Origin of the sequence: Bradyrhizobium murdochi (assembly GCF_000472965.1) — a bacterium.
GTDB lineage: Bacteria > Pseudomonadota > Alphaproteobacteria > Rhizobiales > Xanthobacteraceae > Bradyrhizobium > Bradyrhizobium murdochi.
The window spans coordinates 224,412-247,427 of sequence record NZ_AXAU01000002.1; the positions used below are offsets into that span (position 1 = coordinate 224,412).

Genomic DNA, 23,016 nt, shown 5'->3' on the forward strand with positions numbered 1-23,016 from the left:
GCCAATGTTCACTCCGCCGGTTCCGGCACCGTGTCCTGCGAAGCCGCCGATGCCGTCTCCGGCACGAGCAGCCCACAGATCTCATCGAGCAAGCCGGCATCCTTCAGGATCGTGAAGTGGCTGCCTCCGACGACGCCGCGGTCAATGGCATCAGGTAGTTGCATCTCCAACCGATCGCGCTGCGTCAGGCGGCCCGACGTCCACCAACACAATGGCTTTGTCGCAAGACGCCGCGGCGGCGCGGCATTCTGCGTCAGGGACTTCAGGTGCCGGCCGACTGCGAAGGCTGCTGACAGGTCGTCGACACCAAGCAGTGTGTCGTCCGTCGATGCTTCCTCCCCCAATATCTGTGCGACCAGATGCCGGACGCTCTCGGATGTCTCCGGCATGCCTGCGGCCTTCGCTTCCTCCACATGCGAGCTGATACGAACGGCTGCCGCGTGCGGAAGCACGGCCGACAGCAATCCCGCGAGATCATCGATCCAGTGGGCGGCCGTTTCCTGCCGCTCCGGTCCGCCGTGCTGCCGCAGCACAAAACTGTCGACCATCAGGAGACAGTCGACGCGTTCACCGCACCGTTCGAGTTCGGCTGCAACAAGCGTGACGAGTAGCCCTCCGAGCGACCAGCCGATCAAACTATAGGGACCGTTTGGCTGAACCTGCCTGATCTCGTTCGCATAGTCCGCCGCCATCGCTTCGAGCGACCGATCGCTCCACGAGCTGTCGACCAGCATCCTGGACTGCAGACCGATCACTTGCCGGCGTCCTTCGAGGCGGCGCGCCAGCGGCCCATAATCGAAAACAGTGCCGAAGCCGCCGTGTACAGAGAATACCGGATGCGCGCCATGGACCGCGGCATTCAGCGGCAGCAGCGCTGTCGGCGGCGCAGCGGCAGGCGCCGGGGAAGCGTTGTCCGCGAGCAGCGCGCGGATCGTGGGCTTCTGCAGGAGATCGCGCAGCTTGATCTCAATGCCAAACGCCTTGTCCTGCCGAAGCCGGGCCACGACCTTCAGGCTGAGAATCGAATTGCCGCCGAGCTCGAAGAAATTATCGGTGACGCCGACCTGCGGCAGCTTGAGAATGTCGGCCCACAGCCGCGCCATCGCGGTCTCCGCCGGCCCTTGCGGAGCCACAAAACTTCGCCCAGCCGAATCGGGGGCCGGCAGCGCGCGCCGGTCAACCTTGCCGCTGGACAACACCGGCAGCCGCTCAAGCACCATGATACGCGCCGGCACCATGTAAGCAGGCAAGGTCTGCTTCAGGAAGGAGGTCAATCTGCCGACCAGAGCCTCGGCAGCGTCTCCCGCCGCGTTCTTTGCCGCCTTCGGCGCGACATAGGCCACGAGTTGGTTTCCGGCTGCGCCCGCTAGCGCCACTACGGCGGCCTGTTCGATCTCCTCGTGACGAAGCAGAGAGGTCTGGATCTCTCCAAGCTCGATCCGGAAGCCGTTGACTTTGACCTGGTCGTCGCTGCGGCTGAGATATTCGACGGTACCGTCCTCGCGCCAGCGCGCGAGGTCGCCGGTCCGGTATAGCCGCCCGCCCGGCACCGCCGAGAATGGATCGGGCACGAAACGCTCGGCAGTCATGCTGGCCTTGCCCTGATAGCCGCGCGCCAGTCCGAAGCCGCCAAGATAGAGCTCGCCGGCGACACCGGCGGGAATGATATTGAGCGAACTATCGAGGATGTAGGCGCGGCGGTCACCGACCGGCAAACCGATCGGTGCATAAGGTGTCTCGCATTCGCCAGTGCCATCGACCTTCCAGACCAGCGGCGTGACGACGGTTTCGGTCGGACCGTAACCGTTGATCAGTATCCGCGGCTTCAGCACGCGCCTGACCTTGTCGAAGCCAGCCTTCGGCATCGCCTCGCCACCGAACGAGTAGAGCTTGACCGGCGGCGGATTGCCCGCCTGCTCGACCGCCTCCGCGACCTGCTGCAGATAGGCCGGCGGCAATCCGATATGGCTGACACGATGCGCGTGCAGGTTCTCAGCCGTCTGCTCCGGCGTCCACAATTCGGCGTCCCGCATCAAGAGACGCGCGCCATGCGACAAGACCGTCAGCCAGCGTTCATGGGCACCGTCGAAGGCCAGCGACAGGAAGTGCAGTTCGCACGAGCTCTCGTCGATCTCGTAAAGCCGGCCCGTGACATGACAGTGCATCGCGAGCGGCCCATGGGCGACGGCCACGCCCTTTGGCGTTCCCGTCGAGCCGGACGTGTAGATCAGATAAGCGAGATTCTCGGGATGCAGCTCCGGTTGCGGCGCATAGTCCGGCCCGGCATCGAAATCGAATGTCGCAAGGGAGATTCTCTCGACACGCTCGATGCCTTCCTGGACATCAAGCTGTCCCGTCAGCAGGAACAAAATCCCGGCATCGCGCATGACAAAGGCGCGCCGCTCGGCCGGAATCTCCGGATCGAGCGGAACGTAGGCACCGCCGGCCTTCAGGACGGCTAGCAGCGCGACCATCGTGGCTTCGGTTCGCTCGACCACAACGCCAACGCGCTGCTCGGGCTTCAGCCCCCGGCCGATCAAGTGATGGGCAAGGCGGTTGGACCTGGCGTCGAGCGCACCGAACGAGAGCGTTTTGCCGCCGATGGTAAGCGCCGTCCGTTCCGGATGACGCCGCGCGTGGATGCCGATCGACTCGTGAACCAGCGGCAATGCGGCCGCCGACGTCGCATGACGATTGCAGTTTTCGGCGAGCGCGGCGTCAAACGCCGTGACCGGATCGATACTGCCGAGCAACGCCGACGCGTCGCGCGTCAGCACTTCAAGCAGACACTCGAACTGCGCCTTGATCTGCCCCGCCTGCGCCGCGGTGAAATGGCTCGGCATATAGGTGTACTCGACCTGAAGCGTGTCCTCGACGAGCACCGACAGGTCCATCGGATAGTTCGTCACGTCGACATTCCTGAGGCCGCCGAACTGCAGCGAGCCATCGCCCCGGTGCATGCTGCGCTCGATCGGATAGTTTTCGAACACGATGATGCTGTCGAACATGGCCTGACCGGCACGGCCGGCCCAGCTCTGGATATCGTAAAGCGGCGTATGCTCGTAATCGCGGATCGCCGAATTGCAATCCTGAAGCGCCCGCAACCATTCTCCCACCGTGCTCGCGAACGGCGGCGTTTCGATCACGGGCAGCGTGTTGATGAAGAGCCCGAGCATCTGCTGCGATCCGTCGAGATTCGCCGGGCGGCCGGCAACCGTAACGCCGAATGTCACGGTCTGCTGGCCGGTATAGCGTTGCAGCAGCAACGCCCATACGCCTTGAACGACGGTATTGAGCGTGATCCGCTCACGGCGCGCGAATGCTTTCAGCTCCGCGGTCGCCGTCTCTCCGAGCCGCGTGTAACAGCGCTCGTGGCCGGATGCCTGATGACGGCGGGCGCCGAAAGTGTCCGCCAGTTGCGTCGGCTCTTCGAAGCTCTTGAGCTGTTCGCGCCAGAAACGTTCGGCAGCCTTGGCGTCCTGCGCCAGCAGCCAGGCGATGTAGTCGCGGTAACGCGTCGGGTTCGCCGCGGGCGCGCCGCCATAATAGCATTCCAGAACTTCCCCGACGAACCTTGCCGAGCTCCACCCATCCATCAGGATGTGATGATAGGTCCAAATCAGCCGATAGAGATCGTCCTCGAGACGCAGCAGCCGCACCCGCTGCAGCGGCGGCGTCGAGAGATCGAACTCGGCGGCGCGTTCGTCAGCAAGCGCCGCCGCAATCCGATCCTCATCGATGGTTTGCCCGCGCCAGTCCTCCTGTTCGACCGGCGCGACGGCGTCGCGATAGACGGCTTGCAGCGGAGAGCCGGCAAGCTCGCGCCACAAGAATCCGGTCCGAAGCATCTGATGGCGTGCGGCCACCTCGCGCCATGCCCTTCCGAGACGCTCCGCATCAAGCCCGCGGATTTCGACGCTGACCTGGTTGACGTAAACGCCGCTGCCGGCATCGCGCAGGCTGTGGAACAGCATGCCCTGCTGCATCGGCGACAGCGGGTAGATGTCCTCGATGCGGCTCCAGTCCAGATCGAGCCGTTCGAGCTGTTCGCTGGTCAAACCTGAGAGTGAGCCGCGCGCTGATGCCGGAGTGTCATTGTTCGGTCTGACGTCGCGGGACAACGCGGCCAGCGCTTCGATCGTCTGGTGCCGGAAGACATCGCGCGGCTCGATAGATACGCCTTCGCGGCGCGCGCGGCTCACCATCTGCAGCGAGATGATCGAGTCGCCGCCGAGCTCGAAGAAATTGTCGGTGACGCTGATGTTGGACTGGCGCAGCAGGTCGGCCCAGATCGCGGCCAGCGCCGCCTCGGTCGGCGTGCGCGGTGCGACGCGCTCGACTGATGTCGCGAGCTGGTCCGGCGCCGGCAGCGCCTTGCGGTCGATCTTGCCGTTCGGCGTCAGCGGCAGCCGGTCCAGCACCACGATCCGTGCCGGCACCATGTAGTCCGGCAGCGCCGACGACAGCGCCGCCTTGAGCGTCGTCGCGTCCAGCGACGCCGCGCCGTTGACATAGCCGACGAGTTGACAGGCAACGCCAATCTCGCGCGCCATCAGCACTGCCGACCGTACACCATCCTGTTGGAGAAGCCGCGCCTCGATCTCGCCGAGCTCGATCCGAAAACCGCGGATCTTCACCTGGTGATCGGCGCGGCCGATATATTCGATCACGCCATCGGCGCGCCACCGCGCCACGTCGCCGGTGCGGTAGAGCCGTGATCCCGGCGGGCCAAACGGATCGGGGATGAAGCGTTCAGCCGTCAGCGCGCCGCGTCGCCAGTAGCCGCGCGCAAGCCCTGCGCCGCCGATATAGAGCTCGCCCGCAACGCCGACCGGCGCGAGATTGAGGTCGTTGTCGAGGATATGCAACGTGGTGTTGCCGATCGGGCCGCCCAGAAGCGGACGGTCGTCCTCGGCATCCAGGCAGTGGCGGGCCGACCACACCGTGGTCTCGGTCGGGCCGTACAGGTTCCAGACTTCGCCGGCCTGCGCCACCAGCCGCCGCGCCAGGTCCGGCGGCAAGGCCTCGCCGCCGCACAGCACGCGGCAGCTTGCGGGGAGCGACGGGCCGTCATGGTCGAGCAGCATCCGCCAGGTCGAGGGCGTCGCCTGGATCATGGTGACGCCGTGCTTCACCACTATCGCCTTGAGCCGCGACGGATCATGCGCGGCGGCGCGATCCGCCAGCACCACGCACGCCCCGCGCGTGAGCGGCAGCCACAGTTCCAGCACCGCGATGTCGAACGACAGCGAGGTCAGGCCGAGCACGCGATCCTCGCGCGTAAGGCCCGGCCGCTCCGCCATCGTCGCCAGAAAGTTCGTCACCGCATCGTGGCGGACCATCACGCCCTTGGGCAGGCCGGTCGAGCCGGAGGTGTAGATCACATAGGCCAGGCTTTCGGGGTGGACGGCGACGTCGAGATTGGCCGCATCACCGCCCTCGCCGTCTTCCTTCCCGTCGAGCAGCCACGCCTCGGCGCCGGTCTCCTTCAGCACCGACGCAAACTGCTCCAGCAGCGTCCGTTGCGTCAGCACCAGCGCAGCGCCGCTGTCGCGCAGCATGTGCGCCAGCCGCTCCGCCGGGTAATCCGGATCGAGCGGCAGATAGGCCCCGCCCGCCTTCAACACCGCCAGCAGCGCGACCATCATCTCGACGCCGCGCTCCAGCGCCAGCCCCACCACCACGTCCGTTCCAACACCGCGATCGCGCAGCCGCCGCGCCAGCCGGTTGGCGCGAGCGTTCAACGCGCGATAACTCAGCCCCTTATCGCCAAACACCAGCGCAACAGCGTCCGGAGATTGATCGACCTGCGCCTCGAACTGCTCGACAATTCCCCGACGCGGCGCATCGCGGCGCGTGTCGTTCGCCCGGGCAAGCAGCGCATCATCAGCGGGATCGCTGGCCGCGATCATGCCGACGGGTCGATCGGCATCGACGCTCAACGCCTCCATTAGCCGCACAAAGGCGCGCTGTAGCCGCGCGATCTGCGCCTCATCAAAATGCCTGCGCTGATAGTTGAAGACCAGCCGCAGCCGCTCATCGAGGCCGATGCTCGCGAACAGCGGATAGTTGCTGGTTTCGACGATCCTGGTCTCGCCAATCCTGATCTGCCGATTCTTCCCCATCAGCGCGCGGTCGACCGGGTAATTCTCAAACACCAGGATGCTGTCGAACAGTGGCCGCCCAGGACGTCCCGCCAGGCGCTGGATCTCGTAGAGCGGCGTCCAGCCGTATTCGCGCAAGGTCAGATTGCGATCCTGTAAGTGACGCAGCCATGCGCCGACTTTCTGCTGCGGACCGACATCGTCGATAACAGGCAAGGTGTTGATGAACAGGCCAACCATATCCTCGGCGCCGGCCAATTCCGGCGGCCTGCCTGATACGGTGACGCCGAAGCAAACCGTTCCCTGCCCGGTATGTTGCCTTAGCAGTTGCGCCCAAGCCGCCTGCACCAGCGTGTTCAGCGTCACACGCTCGCGCGCAGCAAATTGCTGCAGGCGTTCGGTCGCGGCAATATCCAGCTCCAGCGCGAGCATGCCGTGACCGGGCGCCTCCTCGTCTGCATGTTCGGTCGAACCGCCTGCCAGGAGGCTCGGCTCTTCCAGCTTTGCCATCGCATTGCGCCAGAACGCCGCCGATGCGTCGCTGTTCCGGCTGTGCAGCCAACCGATGTAGTCGCGATAACGGCGCTGCAATGCAGGCAACCGGCCGTCGCCATTGTGCTGCATCACCTCGGCGATCAGCCGCGCCGAACTCCATCCGTCGAGAAGGATGTGATGATGGGTCCAGATCAGCCAATGACGATCTTCTCCGAGCCGGATCAGCCGCACTCGCTGCAGGGGCGGCTTCGACAGGTCAAATCCTTCGACCCGTTCGCGCAGCGAAACTTCGCCCAGAGCAGCCTCCAACTGGGGCGGCTCGGACGCCGCGGCCCGCGCGCGCCAGTCTTCCTCGACGAACGGCACCTCAGCACGACGATAGACGATCTGTTGCGGCGAGCCGGAAAGATCGCGCCAGACGAAACCAGTTCTCAGCACCGCATGGCGATCGCTGACCGCCTGCCACGCGCGATGGAGCTTTCCGGCATCGAGGCCGCGTACCTCCGCGGCGACTTGGTTGACGTAAAGCCCACTCTCGCCGTCGTGCATCGCATGGAACAGCATGCCCTGCTGCATCGGCGACAACGGATAGATGTCCTCGATCTCTCGCCAATCCAACTCCAGCCCGTCGAGATCGGCTTGGCCAAGGCCCGACAATGCTACATCCGACGGAGTCACGCCGCAGGCGCCGCTGGTGCAGTGATCGACCAGTTCGCGCAGCGCCACGTCGTACAATCCAGCCAGTCGCTCGACCGTTTCCCGCCGATAGCGCTTGCGACCGAAGCCGAACGAGAGCCGCAACTGGCCGTCGCGCACGGTGCCATTCACGCTGAGCCAGCGCCGCAACGGGCTCGATGCGTCACGCGAGGGGCCCGCGCTTTCCGATGCCATGGCGAACAATGCCGCGTCGTCGACGCCGCCGTCGATCTGGCCGAGATAGTTGAAGGCAATCTTCGGCTCGGCAATGTCAGTCAGCGCCGCGCGCTGCTCTTCGGAGCCGAGATAGCGCAATACGCCATAACCGAGTCCCCGGCCGGGAATGCCGCGCAGTTCCTCCTTCACGGTCTTGACGAGTAACGAGGGGTCCTGCGACCCACCAGCCAGCCGCATGGGAAAGGCGGTGGTGAACCAGCCGACGGTGCGCGAAATGTCGAGATCGCCGAACAGGTCCTCGCGGCCGTGGCCTTCCAGCTCGACCAGTACGTCGTCCTGTCCGCTCCATTGCCAGACGGCGCGTGCAAGGCCGGCGAGAAGAAGATCGTTGATCTGCGTGCGATAGGCGGCCGGCGCGTCCGTCAGCAGGCGCTGCGTCAATTCCGGTTCGAATGTGAGCAAGACTTCATCGGCATCGGCGACATAGTCGCTGCCGCCATGGTCGTCGTCGCAAGGAATATCCGCATTCGCACGGCGATCGATCCAATAGGACAATTCAGTCGCCAGTTCGAGCGACCCTGCACAATCTTGCAGCCGCTTGCCCCACGCGGCATAGGCGTGGCTCTTCGCCGGAAGCGCAGCCGCGTTGCCGTTCACTAGCTGTGCATAGGCGGCGGCGACGTCTTCCAGCAAAATCCGCCACGACACGCCGTCGACCACCAGATGATGGATCACGATCAGGAGACGCTGAGTGCCATCGGCGACGTCGATCCCGACCGCCCGCAGCAGCGGTCCCCTCGATATCGAAAGACTTGCCTGCACTGATGCTGCCAACGCCGTCACGGCTTGCCCGTCGGGCGCGCTTCGTATCCAAAGTAAATCGCCGGCGGCGGGTGCGGCACCATGCTCCGCGCGCCACCTTCCTTCGGCTTCCTCGAAGCGAAGCCGCAGTGCGTCGTGATGATCGACCACAGCCGCTAGCGCGCGCCGCATCATTTCCCAATCGAGAGGATCCCTCGGCCGCAGCAGCACGGCCTGATTCCAGTGATCGCGCTTTCCTGCGTCCTCTGCAAAGAATCGTGCCTGGATCGGCAGCAACGAATGCGGGCCGGTGACCTGCCCCTGATCGGCGAGCGCTTCGCTGCGCTGCTCGGCACGTGCGGCGAGCGCCAGCGCTTCGAGCGTCTGATGCTGAAACACATCGCGCGGTTCGATCAGGTAACCGGCGCGGCGGGCCCGGCTTACCATCTGCAGCGAGATGATCGAATCGCCGCCGAGCTCGAAGAAGTTGTCGGCGAGACCAACGGCAGGACGGCCGAGCAGTTCGGCCCAGATCGCCGCCAGCACCAGTTCGGCCGGCGTGCGCGGCGCCTCGTACTGCGCACCCGTGGACACGGCGTCGAGCGCCGGGAGCGCTTGGCGGTCGATCTTGCCGTTCGGCGCCAGCGGCAGCCGCCGCAGCACTGCGATCCGCGACGGCACCATGTAATCAGGCAGAACGGCCGACAGCGCCGACCGCAAAACCCGTTCCTCCAGTTCAGCCGCGCCACTGACGTAACCCACGAGCTGGCGGCCCAATCCAGCCTCGCGCGCCACCACCACCGCAGCGCGGACACCGGGCTGCTCGAGCAGCCGTGCCTCGATCTCTCCAAGCTCGATGCGGAATCCGCGGATCTTGATCTGGTGATCGGACCGCCCAACATATTCGATCGCGCCATCGGCGCGCCAACGCGCCAAATCACCCGTTCGATATAGCCGCGCGCCAGGGCCGCCGAAGGGATCGGGAAGGAAGCGTTCCGCCGTCAGCGCCTGACGTCGCCAGTAGCCCCGCGCCAGCCCTGCTCCACCAATGAACAATTCACCGGTCACGCCGGCCGGGACCATGTTCAGGTTGGTATCGAGGATCCGAATGACCGTACCCGGGATCGGCCGCCCGATCGGCACCCGCACCGCGCCATCGTCGCGACAATTCCAGAACGTAGCGTTGATCAAGGCTTCGGTCGGACCGTAGCGATTATCGAAACGCACATTGGGGAAGGCCGCGAGCACACGCGCCTTCAACTCTGACGATAAGGCTTCGCCGCCGGCAAACAGGCGCTTGAGGGTGATGCAGCGTTTCGCTTCGGGCTCGGTAACAAAATGCTCGAGCATCTGCGGCACGAAATGCAGTGTCGTCACGTCGTGGGCGATGATGGCATCGGCCAGCAGCCGCGGCTCGCGATGCGCGCCCGGCGCTGCGATCGCAAGCCGTGCGCCGGTCGCGAGCGGCCAAAGGATCTCCCAGACCGAAACGTCGAAGCTGAACGGCGTTTTCTGCAGCAAGGTCTCGCCGGCATCGAGGCGATACTCCGCCTGCATCCAGCCAAGCCGCGCGGCCAGCGCACCGTGCGAGCAGTCCACGCCCTTGGGCATGCCCGTCGATCCCGACGTGTACATCACATAGGCCAGGCTGTCGGCATGGAGCGCTACGTCGAGATTGCGGACGGGCTCTCCGGTCGGTGCCCTAGTCGCTTCATCGATGGGCCAGGCCTCGACGGCATCGTCCGCGATCACCGGCGCTAGGCGCTCTACTAACCGGCCTTGCGTCAAGACCAGCGCAGCTCCGCTATCGCGCAGCATATGCAGAAGGCGGTCGGGCGGATAATCGGGATCGAGCGGCAGATAGGCTCCACCGGCTTTCAGCACGGCGAGAACGCCGACGATCAACTCGATGCTGCGCTCCAGTGCGAGCCCGACCAACCGGTCGCGGCCGATGCCGTGGGCTTGCAACCGTCGCGCCAGACGATTGGCGCGAGCATTCAGCTCCTCATAGCTGACCTGCTGGTCACCAAACACCAACGCAATCGCGGATGGCGAAGCAGCGACGCAAGCCTCGATCTGAGCCACGATACTATTGCCGACATTCGGGGCCTTGGCAAAGCCGCCGCTCCAGCCGAGCACCTTCCGTGTCTCATCGGCATCGAGCCCGCTGAGCTCACCCAGCGGTCGGGAAGCGTCCGCGACGATCTCGGCAAGGAGCCGCGACAGCGTGAGCTGCAGATACCTGATCTGGCCTTCATCGAAGCGGCTGCGGTCGTAGCGGAAGCCGAGATTGATGCCGTCGGCCTTGGCGAATACCGCTACCGTCAGCGCATAGTTGGTGATCGAGACCTGCTCGACCCGCCCGAAGCGGCGACCGCTTTCGTTCTCGCCGCGCAACGCCTGATCGATCGGATAGTTTTCGAACACCAGGATATTGTCGAACAGCGGCCGGCCAGATCGTCCGGCGAGGCGCTGGATCTCGTAGAGCGGCATCCAGCCGTGATCGCGCAAATCGATGTTGCGTTCCTGCAGGTCCCGCAGCCATACACCAACATCGGTCTGCGGGCTTGCCCGATCCACAACCGGCAGGGTGTTGATGAACAGGCCCACCATTTCCTCGGACCCGCCGATCTCTGCCGGTCTGCCCGATACCGTCGCGCCGAAGCAGACCACGCGCCGGCCGGTGTGACGACGCAACAATTGTCCCCATGCGCCCTGCAACAGGGTGTTCAGCGTGACGCGCTCGCGCCTTGTAAATGCTTGCAGCTTTGCAGTCAGATCGGCAGTGAGAAGCAGGTCGAGCGAACCATGGCCGGATGCACCGGAGGCCGCAGGTCCTCCCAGCGTATCCGCCAGGAAACCCGGCTCATCGAGCTCCGACAATGCCGACCGCCAGAACGTCCCGGACGCGTCGCGGTCCTGCCGTTGCAGCCAGGCGATGTAGTCGCGGTAGCGGCCCTGCACGGCGGGCAAACGATGGCCGCGTTCGTGTTGCAGTATCTCGGCCACCAGCCGCGCCGAACTCCAGCCGTCCAGCAGAATATGATGATGCGTCCAGATCAACCAGTGACGGTTTTCGTCAAGCCGGATCAGGCGCACGCGCTGCAACGGCGCCTGCGACAGGTCGAAGCCTTTGGCGCGCTCCGCCTGCGACGCCTTCGCTAGCGCCACTTCGCGTTCGCCGCGGTCCATGGCTGCGGCCCGCTCGCGCCAGTCTTCTTCCACGAATGGCAGCGTCACATGGCGATATACCACTTGCTGTGCCGCGCCTGACAACTCGCGCCAGGCAAAGCCGGTCCGCAGCACCGCATGACGCGCGCTCACCTCGTGCCAGGCTGCGCGCAACCGGCCGGCATCGAGACCTCGCACTTCGAGACCGACCTGGTTGACGTAATTGCCGCTTTCTCCGTCGCGCAGCGCATGGAACAGCATGCCCTGCTGCATCGGCGACAGCGGATAGATGTCTTCGATGTCGCGGCAATCGATCGTCGCGCCCAGGAGATCGAGATCGGCTTGGCTCAAATTCGACAATGCGAAATCCGACGGCGTGATGCCGCGGGCGCCGCTTGTGCAATGCTCGACGAGTTCTCTCAGCGCCGCGGCATAATGCTCTGCGAGGCGTTGGATCGTGGCTCGCCGGTAACGCCTGCGGCCGTAGCTGAACGACAGCCGTAGCTGGCCTTCCCGCACCTGGCCGTTGATGCTCAGCCAGCGGCCAAGCGGCGCGCTGTCGCTGCGCGACGGCCCGGCGCTCTCTGGCGCAAGCCGGAACGGCGCGCCCTCACCCACGCTGCTATCGAACTGGCCGAGATAGTTGAAAACGATGCGCGGCTCGGGCAGCGCGGCAAGCGCGTGGCGCTGCGCCTCGGTGCCGAGATGGCGCAATACGCCGAAGCCTAACCCGCGGGCGGGAATCGCCCGAAGCTCTTCTTTAACGGATTTGATCAGGGAAGCATCATCGCCGGAGCCGCCCGGCAAGCGCACCGGGAAAGCGGTGGTGAACCAACCGACCGTGCGGGAAATGTCTACCTCGGCAAAAATGTCCTCGCGGCCGTGTCCTTCGAGCTCGACGACAACGTCCTCAATTCCGCTCCAGCGCGATACCGCCCGCGCCAATGCCGCCAGCAGCAGATCGTTGACCTGGGTCCGGTAGGCGGACGGCGCTTCCTTGAGCAGCCGCGTCGTCAGCCCAGCATCGAATGCCAGCAGGATTTCCTCGCCCTCGGCCACCCGGTCGATGCCATCATAATCGTCGTCGCAGGGCAGATCGACGCGCGATCCTCGTTCGAGCCAATAGGGCAACTCGGCAGACAGCTCTTCGGTGCCGCTATATGCCTGCAACCGCGCGCTCCAAGATGCATAGGATTGGCTCCTCGCCAGCGCGATCGACGCTGCGCCTTGCTGAAACTGCCCGTAAGCCGCAGCAAAATCTGCGAGCAGCACGCGCCACGACACGCCGTCGATGATGAGATGGTGCACCACGATGAGAAGCCGCTGGCTGCCGTCGGCGAGATCCATGCCGACCACGCGGAGCAGCGGTCCTGCCAGCGACAGGCTGGCCTGGGCGGCGGAAGCGACGGCCGTTACCTCGGCTGCATTGCGGATGCCGCTCCGAATCCACAACAACTCCGAAGCTGCCGGCGCGGCGCCATAGGTTGCGCGCCAAGCGCCATCGACTTCCTTGAAGCTAAGACGCAAGGCATCGTGATGCGCGACAACGGCGGCGACCGCGCGCTCCACGGTCGCCCAATCCAGCCGCGCCTTCGGTATCAACACGACGGCCTGATTCCAGTGATGGCGCTCGCCGGCATCCTCGCTGAAGAATCGCGCCTGGATCGGCAACAGCGGATGTTCGCTGCCTTCTACCTCTTTCTCGGGAGCGACAGCTTCATCGATCCGTTCGATGCGCGCGGCCCGCGCCAACTCCTGCAAGGTCTGGTGCCGGAAAACGTCACGCGGTTCGATCACGAGGCCCGCCTGCCGGGCGCGGCCGACCAGTTGCAGCGAGATGATCGAATCGCCGCCGAGCTCGAAGAAATTGTCGTCAACGCCAATGAGCGGCTGGCCAAGCAACTCAGCCCAGATCGCGGCAAGCGTCGCCTCGGTCGCGCTGCGCGGCGCGACATGTGCGGCCGCAGTAGCTTGCACATCGGGCGCCGGTAGCGCTTCGCGGTCCACCTTGCCGTGCGCGGTGAGCGGCAGCCGCTCAAGCTTCACGATACGAGCCGGCACCATGTAATCGGGCAGTTCGTTCGAAAGGGCCGCGCGCATTGCCGCTTCATCGAACGCGCCCTCGCCGGCGACATAGCCGACCAGTTGGCTGGTTACGCCAGCTTCGCGCGCAACGACCACCGCTGATCGAACGCCCGGTTGGCGCATCAGCCACGCCTCGATCTCGCCGAGTTCGATCCGGAAGCCGCGGATTTTCACCTGATGATCGGAGCGCCCGACATACTCGATCACGCCATCGGGGCGCCATCTCGCCAAATCGCCGGTGCGATATAGCCGCGCGCCGGGCGCACCAAAGGGATCGGGGATGAATCTCTCGGCCGTCAGTTCGGCGCGGCGCCAATAGCCGCGCGCCAGTCCCTCGCCGCCGACGAACAATTCGCCGGTTACGCCAACCGGCACGATGTTCAGGTCACCATCCAGAATATAGGCCGAGCGGCGTCCCACCGGGCGGCCGATCGGCGCATAGTTGCCTTCGATCTCCTCGCTGGCATCGACCTTCCAGACCAGCGGCGTCACGACGGTTTCGGTCGGGCCGTAGCCGTTGATCAATGTCCGCGGCTTGAGCGCGCGCTTGACCTTGTCGAAGCCTGCCTTCGGCATGGCCTCGCCGCCGAACGAGTAAAGCCCGACCGGCGGCGGATCGCCACGCCATGCCGCAAAGTCGGCGAGCTGCTGCAAATAGGCCGGCGGAAAGCCGGCGTTGGTGACGCGCTGCTGGCGTAGCACGTCGAGCGTCTGTTCGGCCGACCACAGGCTCTCGTCGCGCATCACGAGCGCTGCGCCACAGGTCAGCGCCGTCCAGAGCCGCTCATGGGCGCCGTCGAAGGTAAAAGACAGGAAGTGCAGTTCGCGCGAGTGCCGGTCCATGTCGTAGAGCCCGGCGGTCACCTCGCAATGCATCGCAAACGGCCTATGCTCGATCGCGACTCCCTTCGGGATGCCGGTGGAGCCGGAGGTGTAGATCACATAGGCAAGGCTTGTTGCTCCGACGGCAATGCCGGGATCGCTCTCCGGCTCTTGGCCGAGATCGCTCGCGTCGAGCGGGACAGCCGCGATTCCTGACGGAAGCGTCGTGAGTGCCGAACCTTCGGCATCAACCAGCACGAAGCGCACGCCGGCGTCGTGCATGGTTCCGACCTGCCGTTTTGCCGGATGCTCGGGATCGAGCGGCAGATAGGCCGCGCCGGTCTTCAATATTGCCAGCAAGGCTGCAACCAGCGACGGCGACCGCCGTGCCGAGATGCCGACCAGATCGGCAAGACCGACGCCCAAGCGGATCAGGCGATGTGCCAGCCGATTGGCGCGACGGTCAAGCTCGGCATAAGAGATCACGTCGTCGCCAAAGATGAGCGCGGGCGCGTCAGGCGTTTCCGCAGCCAGCCGCGCGACCGTTTGGTGCACCGGCGTAAACGGCGCGGCCATTCCGGCACCCCCGCCGTTCCACTCGCGCAGCGTGGCCACTTCCTGCGCGGAAAGCAGCGCCATGCCGGCGACCGACTGCGCGCCGTCCTCAACCATCGTGTTTAGGATCGTGATCCAATGCGACGCCATGCGTTCGATCGTCGCCGGCTCGAACAGCGCGGTCGCATAGGTAAAGATCGCGCGGATCTCCCCTACCGGTCCCTCTTCGCTGTCGAGCGCCAGGTCGAACTTGACCGTGTCGACTTCGGCGTCGAGCTTCTCGATCTGCAGGTCGGTGCCGTCGGGCGGATTGCCCGACTGGCGCCGGCGCTGATGGTTGTAGAGCACCTGAAAGAGCGGATTCTGGCTCAGGCTGCGCTTGGGCTGCAGGATTTCCAGCAACCGCTCGAACGGAAGGTCCTGGTTCTCCTGGGCTTCGATCGTGGCCGAATGAACGGATGCGATAAAGTCCGCGATCGTCGCGCGACCATCGAACTGCGTGCGTAGCACCTGGGTGTTGACGAACAGACCGATCACGCCGCGCGTCTCGTCCCGGTGGCGATTGGCGACCGGGACGCCGACACTGATGTCGGACTGACCGGTGTAGCGATAGAGCAGCAGCTTGAAGCTCGCCAGCAGGACGACGAACAACGTGGTCTGATGCCGGCGCGCCAGCGCGCGCAAGCCCTCGGCGAGCGCCGGATCGAGGGTCATCCGGAGCGCGGCGCCGGCGAGATCAGGAACCGCCGGCCGCGCCCGATCGACTGGAAGCTGCAGCGCCGCTGGATCCTTTAAGCGCGCCGTCCAATAATTGACCTGGCGCTCGCCATCGACAGCGCTCATCCAGAGCCGCTGCCAACAGGCATAGTCGGCATATTCAATATAGGGCTCCGGCAAAACCGGCGTCTCGCCGCCTGCGAGTGCCGCGTACAAGCGCCAGAACTCGTCGACCAGCACGCCCATCGACCAGCCGTCGGCCACGATGTGATGCAGGCTGACGGCGAGGAAATGGTCGTCCTCCTCAAGCCGCAGCAACGCGGCACGCATGAGCGGGCCGGCTTCGAGATCGAACGGCAGCGATGCTTCCTGCCGCGTCAGCAGATATGCGTGCTGCTCGCGGTCATCGCCATCAAGCGCTACATGCCGCAACGTGAACGGTTGCGGGTCGAGCACGACCTGCTCGGCTTCCTTGCCCTCCTGCCGAAACACCGTGCGAAGCGCGCTGTGACGGGCGACCAGCGCATCGAGGGCCTGCTGCAGGGCGTGCAATTGAAGCTTGCCTCGCACCCGTACCGTCGCCGAGATGTTGTAGGCGGCGCTGTCCGGATCCATCCGCCACAAGAACCAGAGGCGCGACTGCGCAAAGGAAAGCGGTGCCCGCGTTTTTTCCTGGTGCGCAATCGGCAGCATGGCGAGATTGACGCCCTTCGCCGCGAGCTGCGTCAGGAACGCTTGTTGCTTGCTGGCATCAAGACGCATCAAGCGTCGTGAGATGTCGCGAAGCTGCTGCTTCTGCGTGGCGGCGATATCATTCATCGGAAAGTTCGACTTCCTTCAACATGTCGAGCATCACGGCGATGTCGTCGCTGCGCTTGTCGACCTGGATCTCCGGGGCAAGCGCAGCGGCCATCGTCTCGATGGTCGTCATTTCAAACAGGCGGTTCAGCGGCAGGTCGTGGCCGAGATCGCGCTTGATGCGGCCAACGAGCTGGACGGCGGTGAGAGAGTCGCCGCCGAGCTCGAAGAAGTTGTCGGTGACGCCGATGTTGGGCTGGCGCAGCAGGTCGGCCCAGATCGCGGCGAGCGCCGCTTCGGCCGGCGTGCGCGGCGCCACATGCTCGGCCAAGGCTGCAAGCTGGTCCGGAGCCGGCAGCGCCTTGCGGTCGATCTTGCCGTTCGGTGTCAGCGGCAGCCGGTCCAGCACCACGATCCGTGCCGGCACCATGTAGTCCGGCAGCGCCGACGACAGCGCCGCCTTGAGCGTCGTCGCGTCCAGCGACGCCGCGCCGTTGACATAGCCGACGAGTTGACAGGCAACGCCAATCTCGCGCGCCACCAGCACTGCCGACCGTACACCATCCTGTTGGAGAAGCCGCGCCTCGATCTCGCCGAGCTCGATCCGAAAACCGCGGATCTTCACCTGGTGGTCGGCGCGGCCGATATATTCGATCACGCCATCGGCGCGCCACCGCGCTATGTCACCGGTGCGGTAAAGCCGCGCGCCGGGAGTACCAAACGGATCGGGGATGAAGCGCTCCGCGGTCAGCGCGCCGCGTCGCCAGTAGCCGCGCGCAAGTCCTGCGCCGCCGATATAGAGCTCGCCCGCAACGCCAACCGGCGCGAGATTGAGGTCGTTGTCGAGGATATGCAACGTGGTGTTGCCGATCGGGCCGCCCAGAAGCGGACGGTCGTCCTCGACATCCAGGCGATGGCGGGCTGACCACACCGTGGTCTCGGTCGGGCCGTACAGATTCCAGACCTCGCCGGCCTGCGCCACCAGCCGCCGCGCCAGGTCCGGCGGCAAGGCCTCGCCGCCGCACAGCACGCGGCAGCTTGCAGGAAGCGACGGGCCGTCATGATCAAGCAGCATCCGCCAGGTCGAGGGCGTCGCCTGGATCAGGGTCACACCCTGCGCGGCCACTATCGCCTTGAGCCTCGCCGGATCATGCGCAGCCGCGCGATCGGCCAGCACCACGCATGCCCCGAGCGTGAACGGCAGCCACAATTCCAGCACCGCGATGTCGAACGACAGCGAGGTCAAGCCGAGCACGCGGTCCTTGGCCGTCATGCCCGGCCGCTCCGCCATGGTCGCCAGAAAGTTCGTCACCGCGTCATGGCGGACCATCACGCCCTTGGGCAGGCCGGTCGAGCCCGAGGTGTAGATCACATAAGCCAGGCTCTCGGGGTGAACGGCGACGCCGAGATTGGCCGCATCACCGCTCTCGCCGCTGTCCTCCTCGTCGAGCATCCATACCTCGGCGCCGGTCTCCTCCAGCACTGGGGCAAACTGATCCAGCAGCGTCCGTTGCGTCAGCACCAGCGCCGCGCCGCTGTCGCGCAGCATGTGCGCCAGCCGCTCCGCCGGGTAATCCGGATCGAGCGGCAGATAAGCCCCGCCCGCCTTCAGTACCGCGAGCAGCGCGACCATCATCTCGACGCCGCGCTCCAGCGCCAGCCCCACCACTGTGTCGGTTCCGACGCCTCGATCGTGCAATCGCCGTGCCAGCCGATTGGCGCGCGCGTTCAACGCGCGATAACTCAGCTCCTCATCGCCAAACACCAGCGCCACAGCATCAGGAGATTGCCCGACCTGTTCTTCGAACTGCTCGATGAATGAGCGGTCTCGTGGATACCGAGTCTGCGTCCGATTCCACCTCTCCAGCAAAAGCTGACGCTCTTCGTCAGGCAGAACATCCAGTTGCCGCACCGGAGAGCGAGGCGCGCGCCCCAACACCTCCGCCAATTGATCGAGCGCCTGCTGCATCAAGGCGCAGATGCGATCGGCCGAGAGTGGATGGACGACCTGGGCGGTCAAGCCGAGCGCTTGGCCATAATCCTCGACTGCCATCATCAAGGGATAGTTGGTACGCTCTTCGCCGCCGAGCCACTCGACGCCGTGTAGGCCTGCGCCGCCCTGCCCCGTGGACGAAGCCGCCGGCATCGCATTGTGCCGGTAGTTGAGGATCGAGCTGAACAAGGGCGCCGGCGCGGCGACACCGCTGCATCGCTGCGCGAGCGCCAGCGACGCATGTTCATGCGCCATCAGCTCGGCCAGCCGGGTGTGCGCATCACGAACGCTGTCTTCAACCGCGGTGTCATCGAGATCGAGCCGCAGCGGCAATGTATTGATGAACAACCCCATGGTGCGATCGCCGCCGGCGCCCGCATGCATGCGGCCGAACAGAACCGTGCCGAACACGACGTGCTCACGCCCGCTGCTTCGCGCCACTACCTGACCCCATGCTAGATGGCAGAGGCTGGCAAGGCTTACCCCCAGCCGCCGCGCCAGAACGCGGAGCTGTGCATTGAGCTGTTCCGGCAGCATTCGCCGCGCTTCCGCCACGCCGCCACCATCGCCATGCACGCGATCCAGCCCAAAGGGCGTGGTCGGCTCATCGATGTCAGACAACATGCTGCGGAAGAAGCGCTCGTGCTCCGCAATAGCTGCCGATCCACGCGACTGCGCCACCAGATTCCGGAATGGATACGGAGCCGGAAGCTCATGGCCGCGTCCGGACAATATTTTCTGCACTTCGTCGTGCATCACCTCCAGGGTGGAGTGATCGCCGATCAAATGATGCATTAACACCAGCAGCAGCCAGCGCTCCTTGCCGGGATCGCGCGCGATTGCAAACCGCAACAGCGGCGCCTGACCGAGATCGATCCGGGTGCGGCGCGGGTCGAAACGCCGCGCAAGCTGCTCATGCGCCGGGCTCTCGCGGTCCAGCACGACCTCGGTGATAACTACAGAAGCCCGCCGCCAAACCACTTGCGCCGCAGCGGACAGCCCGTCCCACGCGATGGACGTGCGCAGAATGTCGTGACGATCGATGACCTGCTGGACGGCAGCGAGATAGCGGTCGAGCAGGTCACGGCTGGCAAACGCCATCTGGCCGACCAGCAAATATGGATCGCCCTGTGACGACAGCAGATGATGAAACAGAATGCCATCCTGAAGCGGCGATAGCCCGTAGATGTCCTGGATGTTGGCGATGCCGCCGGGCACGTTGGCCACGATGCTGTCGATGTCGGACTGCTTCAATGCGATCAACGGCAACAGCTCAGGCGTAATCGCCGTCATCTGCGGCGTGATCAGATTGGCCGGAACAGCCGCGCCGACGCCGCCATTGAGGCTGGCGGCGAAATCGGCGAGCACGGGATTGGCGAACAGCATGCGCACATCGGCGCGGAGCGAATGGCGCTGCAAGCGTTCTAGCATGCGGACCGCGAGCAGCGAGTGGCCGCCCAGTTCAAAGAAGTGATCGTTGCGTCCGATACGATCGACGCCGAGCAGCTCGGTCCAGATCTTTGCGACGACCTCCTCGGTCTCCCCTTGCGGCGGCCCGAAACTGCTCCTTGCAAAGGCATCATCCTCCGGCGCTGGCAGCGCCTTGCGATCGACCTTGCCGTTCGGCGTCAGCGGCAGTGCATCCAGGCGCACGAACGCCGATGGCACCATGTAATCCGGCAAACGTTCACGGAGATGATTGCGCATCACAGCCGCAAAATCACCGGCATCAAGCCGCGCGCCGTCGTCCTTCGCGGCCACATAGGCGACCAGCCGCGGGTCACCGCTGTGATCCTGGCGGACCAGCACCACCGCATCGGCGACGTCGGCATGCTCATTGAGACGAAATTCGATCTCGCCCAATTCGATGCGGAAGCCGCGGATCTTGACCTGATGATCGTTGCGGCCGAGGAACGCGATATTGCCATCCGGCAGGTAACGGCCGAGATCGCCGCTGCGATACATTCGCGCGTTAGCGTCGCCACTGAAGGGATCGCGCACAAAGCGCTCCGCTGTCAGGTCGGCGCGATTGAGATAGCCGCGAGCGATCCCTGCGCCGCCGATGTAGATTTCGCCGGTCGCCCGGAGCGGAACGGGCGCGCCGAAGCTATCAAGCAGATAGATTCGCGTATTGGGAAGCGGACGACCGATCGGGACGATGTCGCCATTAAATCCCGCCGGCCGCAGCCAACTGGTAGCGCAGACGGTCGTTTCCGTCGGCCCGTAGCCATTGAAGACGGCGACGCTAGGCGGCAGATCCTTGATCAATTCCGCCTTGGGCAATTCACCGGCGAGGACGAGCACCCGCAGCGACGCCAGCCTGTCGAGATCATCCCGCCCCTGCAGCATGGCCGGCGGCAAGGTCGCATGCGTGATGGCGTTGTCCGCGAGAAAATCGAGCAGTTCCGACGTATTGCGGTGCTGTCGCGGACCGACGAGAAACAGCTCGGCCCCCGAGCACAGCGCCATGACAATTTCCCAAGTGCTGGCGTCGAAGCTGAACGAGGCGAACTGCACGATGCGGCTGCGTTGGGAAACGTCAAACAGCGCTCGCTGTGCCAGCGCCAGATTTACCAGGCCGCGATGCTCGACCATCACCCCTTTTGGCCGCCCGGTGGAGCCGGACGTGTAGATGATGTAGGCGAGATGCCGTGATGCAAGTCCCGTGACAAGGTCACGTGGATCCGATGCTGCCAGATTGGCGACGGTGGCTGCGCTCGCCTCCAGATCGACAACCTTGCACGCCGCATCCGCGAAGATTGCGCGTCCGGCATCGTCAACGATCAACAATCCCGGGCTTGCGTCCTCGACGATCTGACGCAGCCGCTCCGCCGGATAGGCCGGATCCAGCGGCAGATAAGCGCCGCCCGCCTTCAGCACGGCCAGCAGGCTGACGATCATGGCGATGCCGCGTTCCAGGCAGATCGCGACCGGCTGATCCGGGCCTACACCCAAAGCGATCAGGTGCCGTGCGAGCTGATTGGCGTTCGCATCAAGTTCGCCATAGCTCAGGCGAATGTTCTCGTGAACCAGCGCCGTGGCTTCGGGCGCGGTTCGGACTTGCTCTGCGAACAGTTCGTGGATGCAGCGCTCCGATGGGAACGGCGCAGCCGTTTCGTTCCATGTGTCCAGAACGAGCTTGCGTTCCTCTTGGCCGACAATATCGATCCGGTCGACAATTTGATCCGCGTCGACGACCATGGCGCGCAGCAACGCCAGCAGATAGTCCCGGTGACGCTTGATCGTCGCTTCGTCGAACAGTGCCGTCGCATGGTTCAAGGCGCCGACGATGCGGCCGTCCGCCTCGCCCAGATTGAGCTCGAGATCGAACCTGACCTGCTGCAGCGGGATATCGGCTATCTCAGCCTGGAGGCCGGGCAGCTCGAGTACCGCCGCCTCGTTGTTCTGCCAGGCAAACACGACCTGAAAGACCGGCGTATGCGCCAGCCGCCGCGGCGGCTGAATGATCTCGACGAGTTGCTCGAACGGCAGATCCTGATGATCCTGAGCTTCGAGCGCCGCAGCGCGCACGCGGCTGAGCAACTCAGCCACATCAGGCTCTCCCGATAAATCGACGCGGAGCGCCAGCATGTTGACGAAGAAGCCAACCAGGCCCTCGATTTCGCGCCTGTTGCGGTTTGCCGTCGGCGTGCCGATCACGAGATCAGTCTGCCCGGAAAGCTTTGACAGCACCGCCGCCCAGGCCGCCAGCACTGTCATGAATGCCGTCACGCGGTGCGACTGGCTGAATAGCCTGATACGATGCGCAAGCTCGGCGTCGATCTCGATCGGCAATGACGCGCCGGCGAGAGACCTGGCCGGTGGCCGCGGCCGGTCTGTCGGCAGTTCGAGCACCGCGGGCGCGCCCGCGAGCGCCTGCCGCCAATAGTCGACCTGCCGCTGCAACCGCTCGCCCGCCAGCCATTGCCGTTGCCAGGCAGCGTAGTCCGGGTACTGAATTGCCAGCGGCGGCAACGGATCGTGTTGGCCTGCCGTGAAGGCTCGGTAAAGCGCGCCCAGCTCACGTACGAGCACGCCCATCGACCAGCCGTCGGATATGATGTGATGCTGGGTGAGCAGGAACAGATACTTCTTTTCCGCCGTCCGGATCAGGCGTCCGCGGATCAATGGTCCGGCGGCGAGATCGAACGGCGTGTCGGCCTCCTCGCGGCACAAGCGCGCGAGTTCCTTCTCGGCATCCAGGCGTCGCCGCAAATCATGTTCGAGCACCGGCAGGTGTTCATCGGCCGGCAGCAATTCAACGCAAGGCGTTCCATCGACCACGCGGAAGACACTGCGCAGCGCTTCGTGACGCGCAAACAACCGATCAAGGCTGCGACGCCATGCATCGATGTCGAGATCACCCGAAAGCTGCAAGGCGCCGCGAATGTGATAGTTGGCGTTGGCGCCATCGACCTGCGCCAGCAACCAAAGCCGCTGCTGGGCAAAAGACAAATCCAGCGGCCCGCCGCGCGGCACCGCCGGAATCGAGGCGATTCCAGCCTTGCTGGCATTTCGGCCGCGCTCTCTCGCCAGCGACAGGAGCTTTTTCACCTGCGCGGAATCCAGATCACGCAAACCTGGCTTTGATGGTTCAGCCAT

General features: G+C 64.9%; 2 protein-coding genes. Both read right to left on the reverse strand.

Translation table 11 applies throughout. The features are described 5' to 3' along the window. Positions 1 to 8: 8 nt before the first annotated feature. Positions 9 to 16,442: a non-ribosomal peptide synthase/polyketide synthase gene (locus YUO_RS0108540; RefSeq protein WP_028346870.1), complete on the reverse strand. Its 16,434-nt coding sequence runs from the start codon at positions 16,440 to 16,442 to the stop codon at positions 9 to 11. Continuing rightward, positions 16,435 to 23,016 carry a non-ribosomal peptide synthetase gene (locus YUO_RS0108545; RefSeq protein WP_028346871.1) on the reverse strand — a complete coding sequence of 2,194 codons (6,582 nt, stop codon included), beginning with the start codon at positions 23,014 to 23,016 and terminating at the stop codon, positions 16,435 to 16,437. The genes YUO_RS0108540 and YUO_RS0108545 overlap by 8 nt, the downstream gene beginning before the upstream one ends.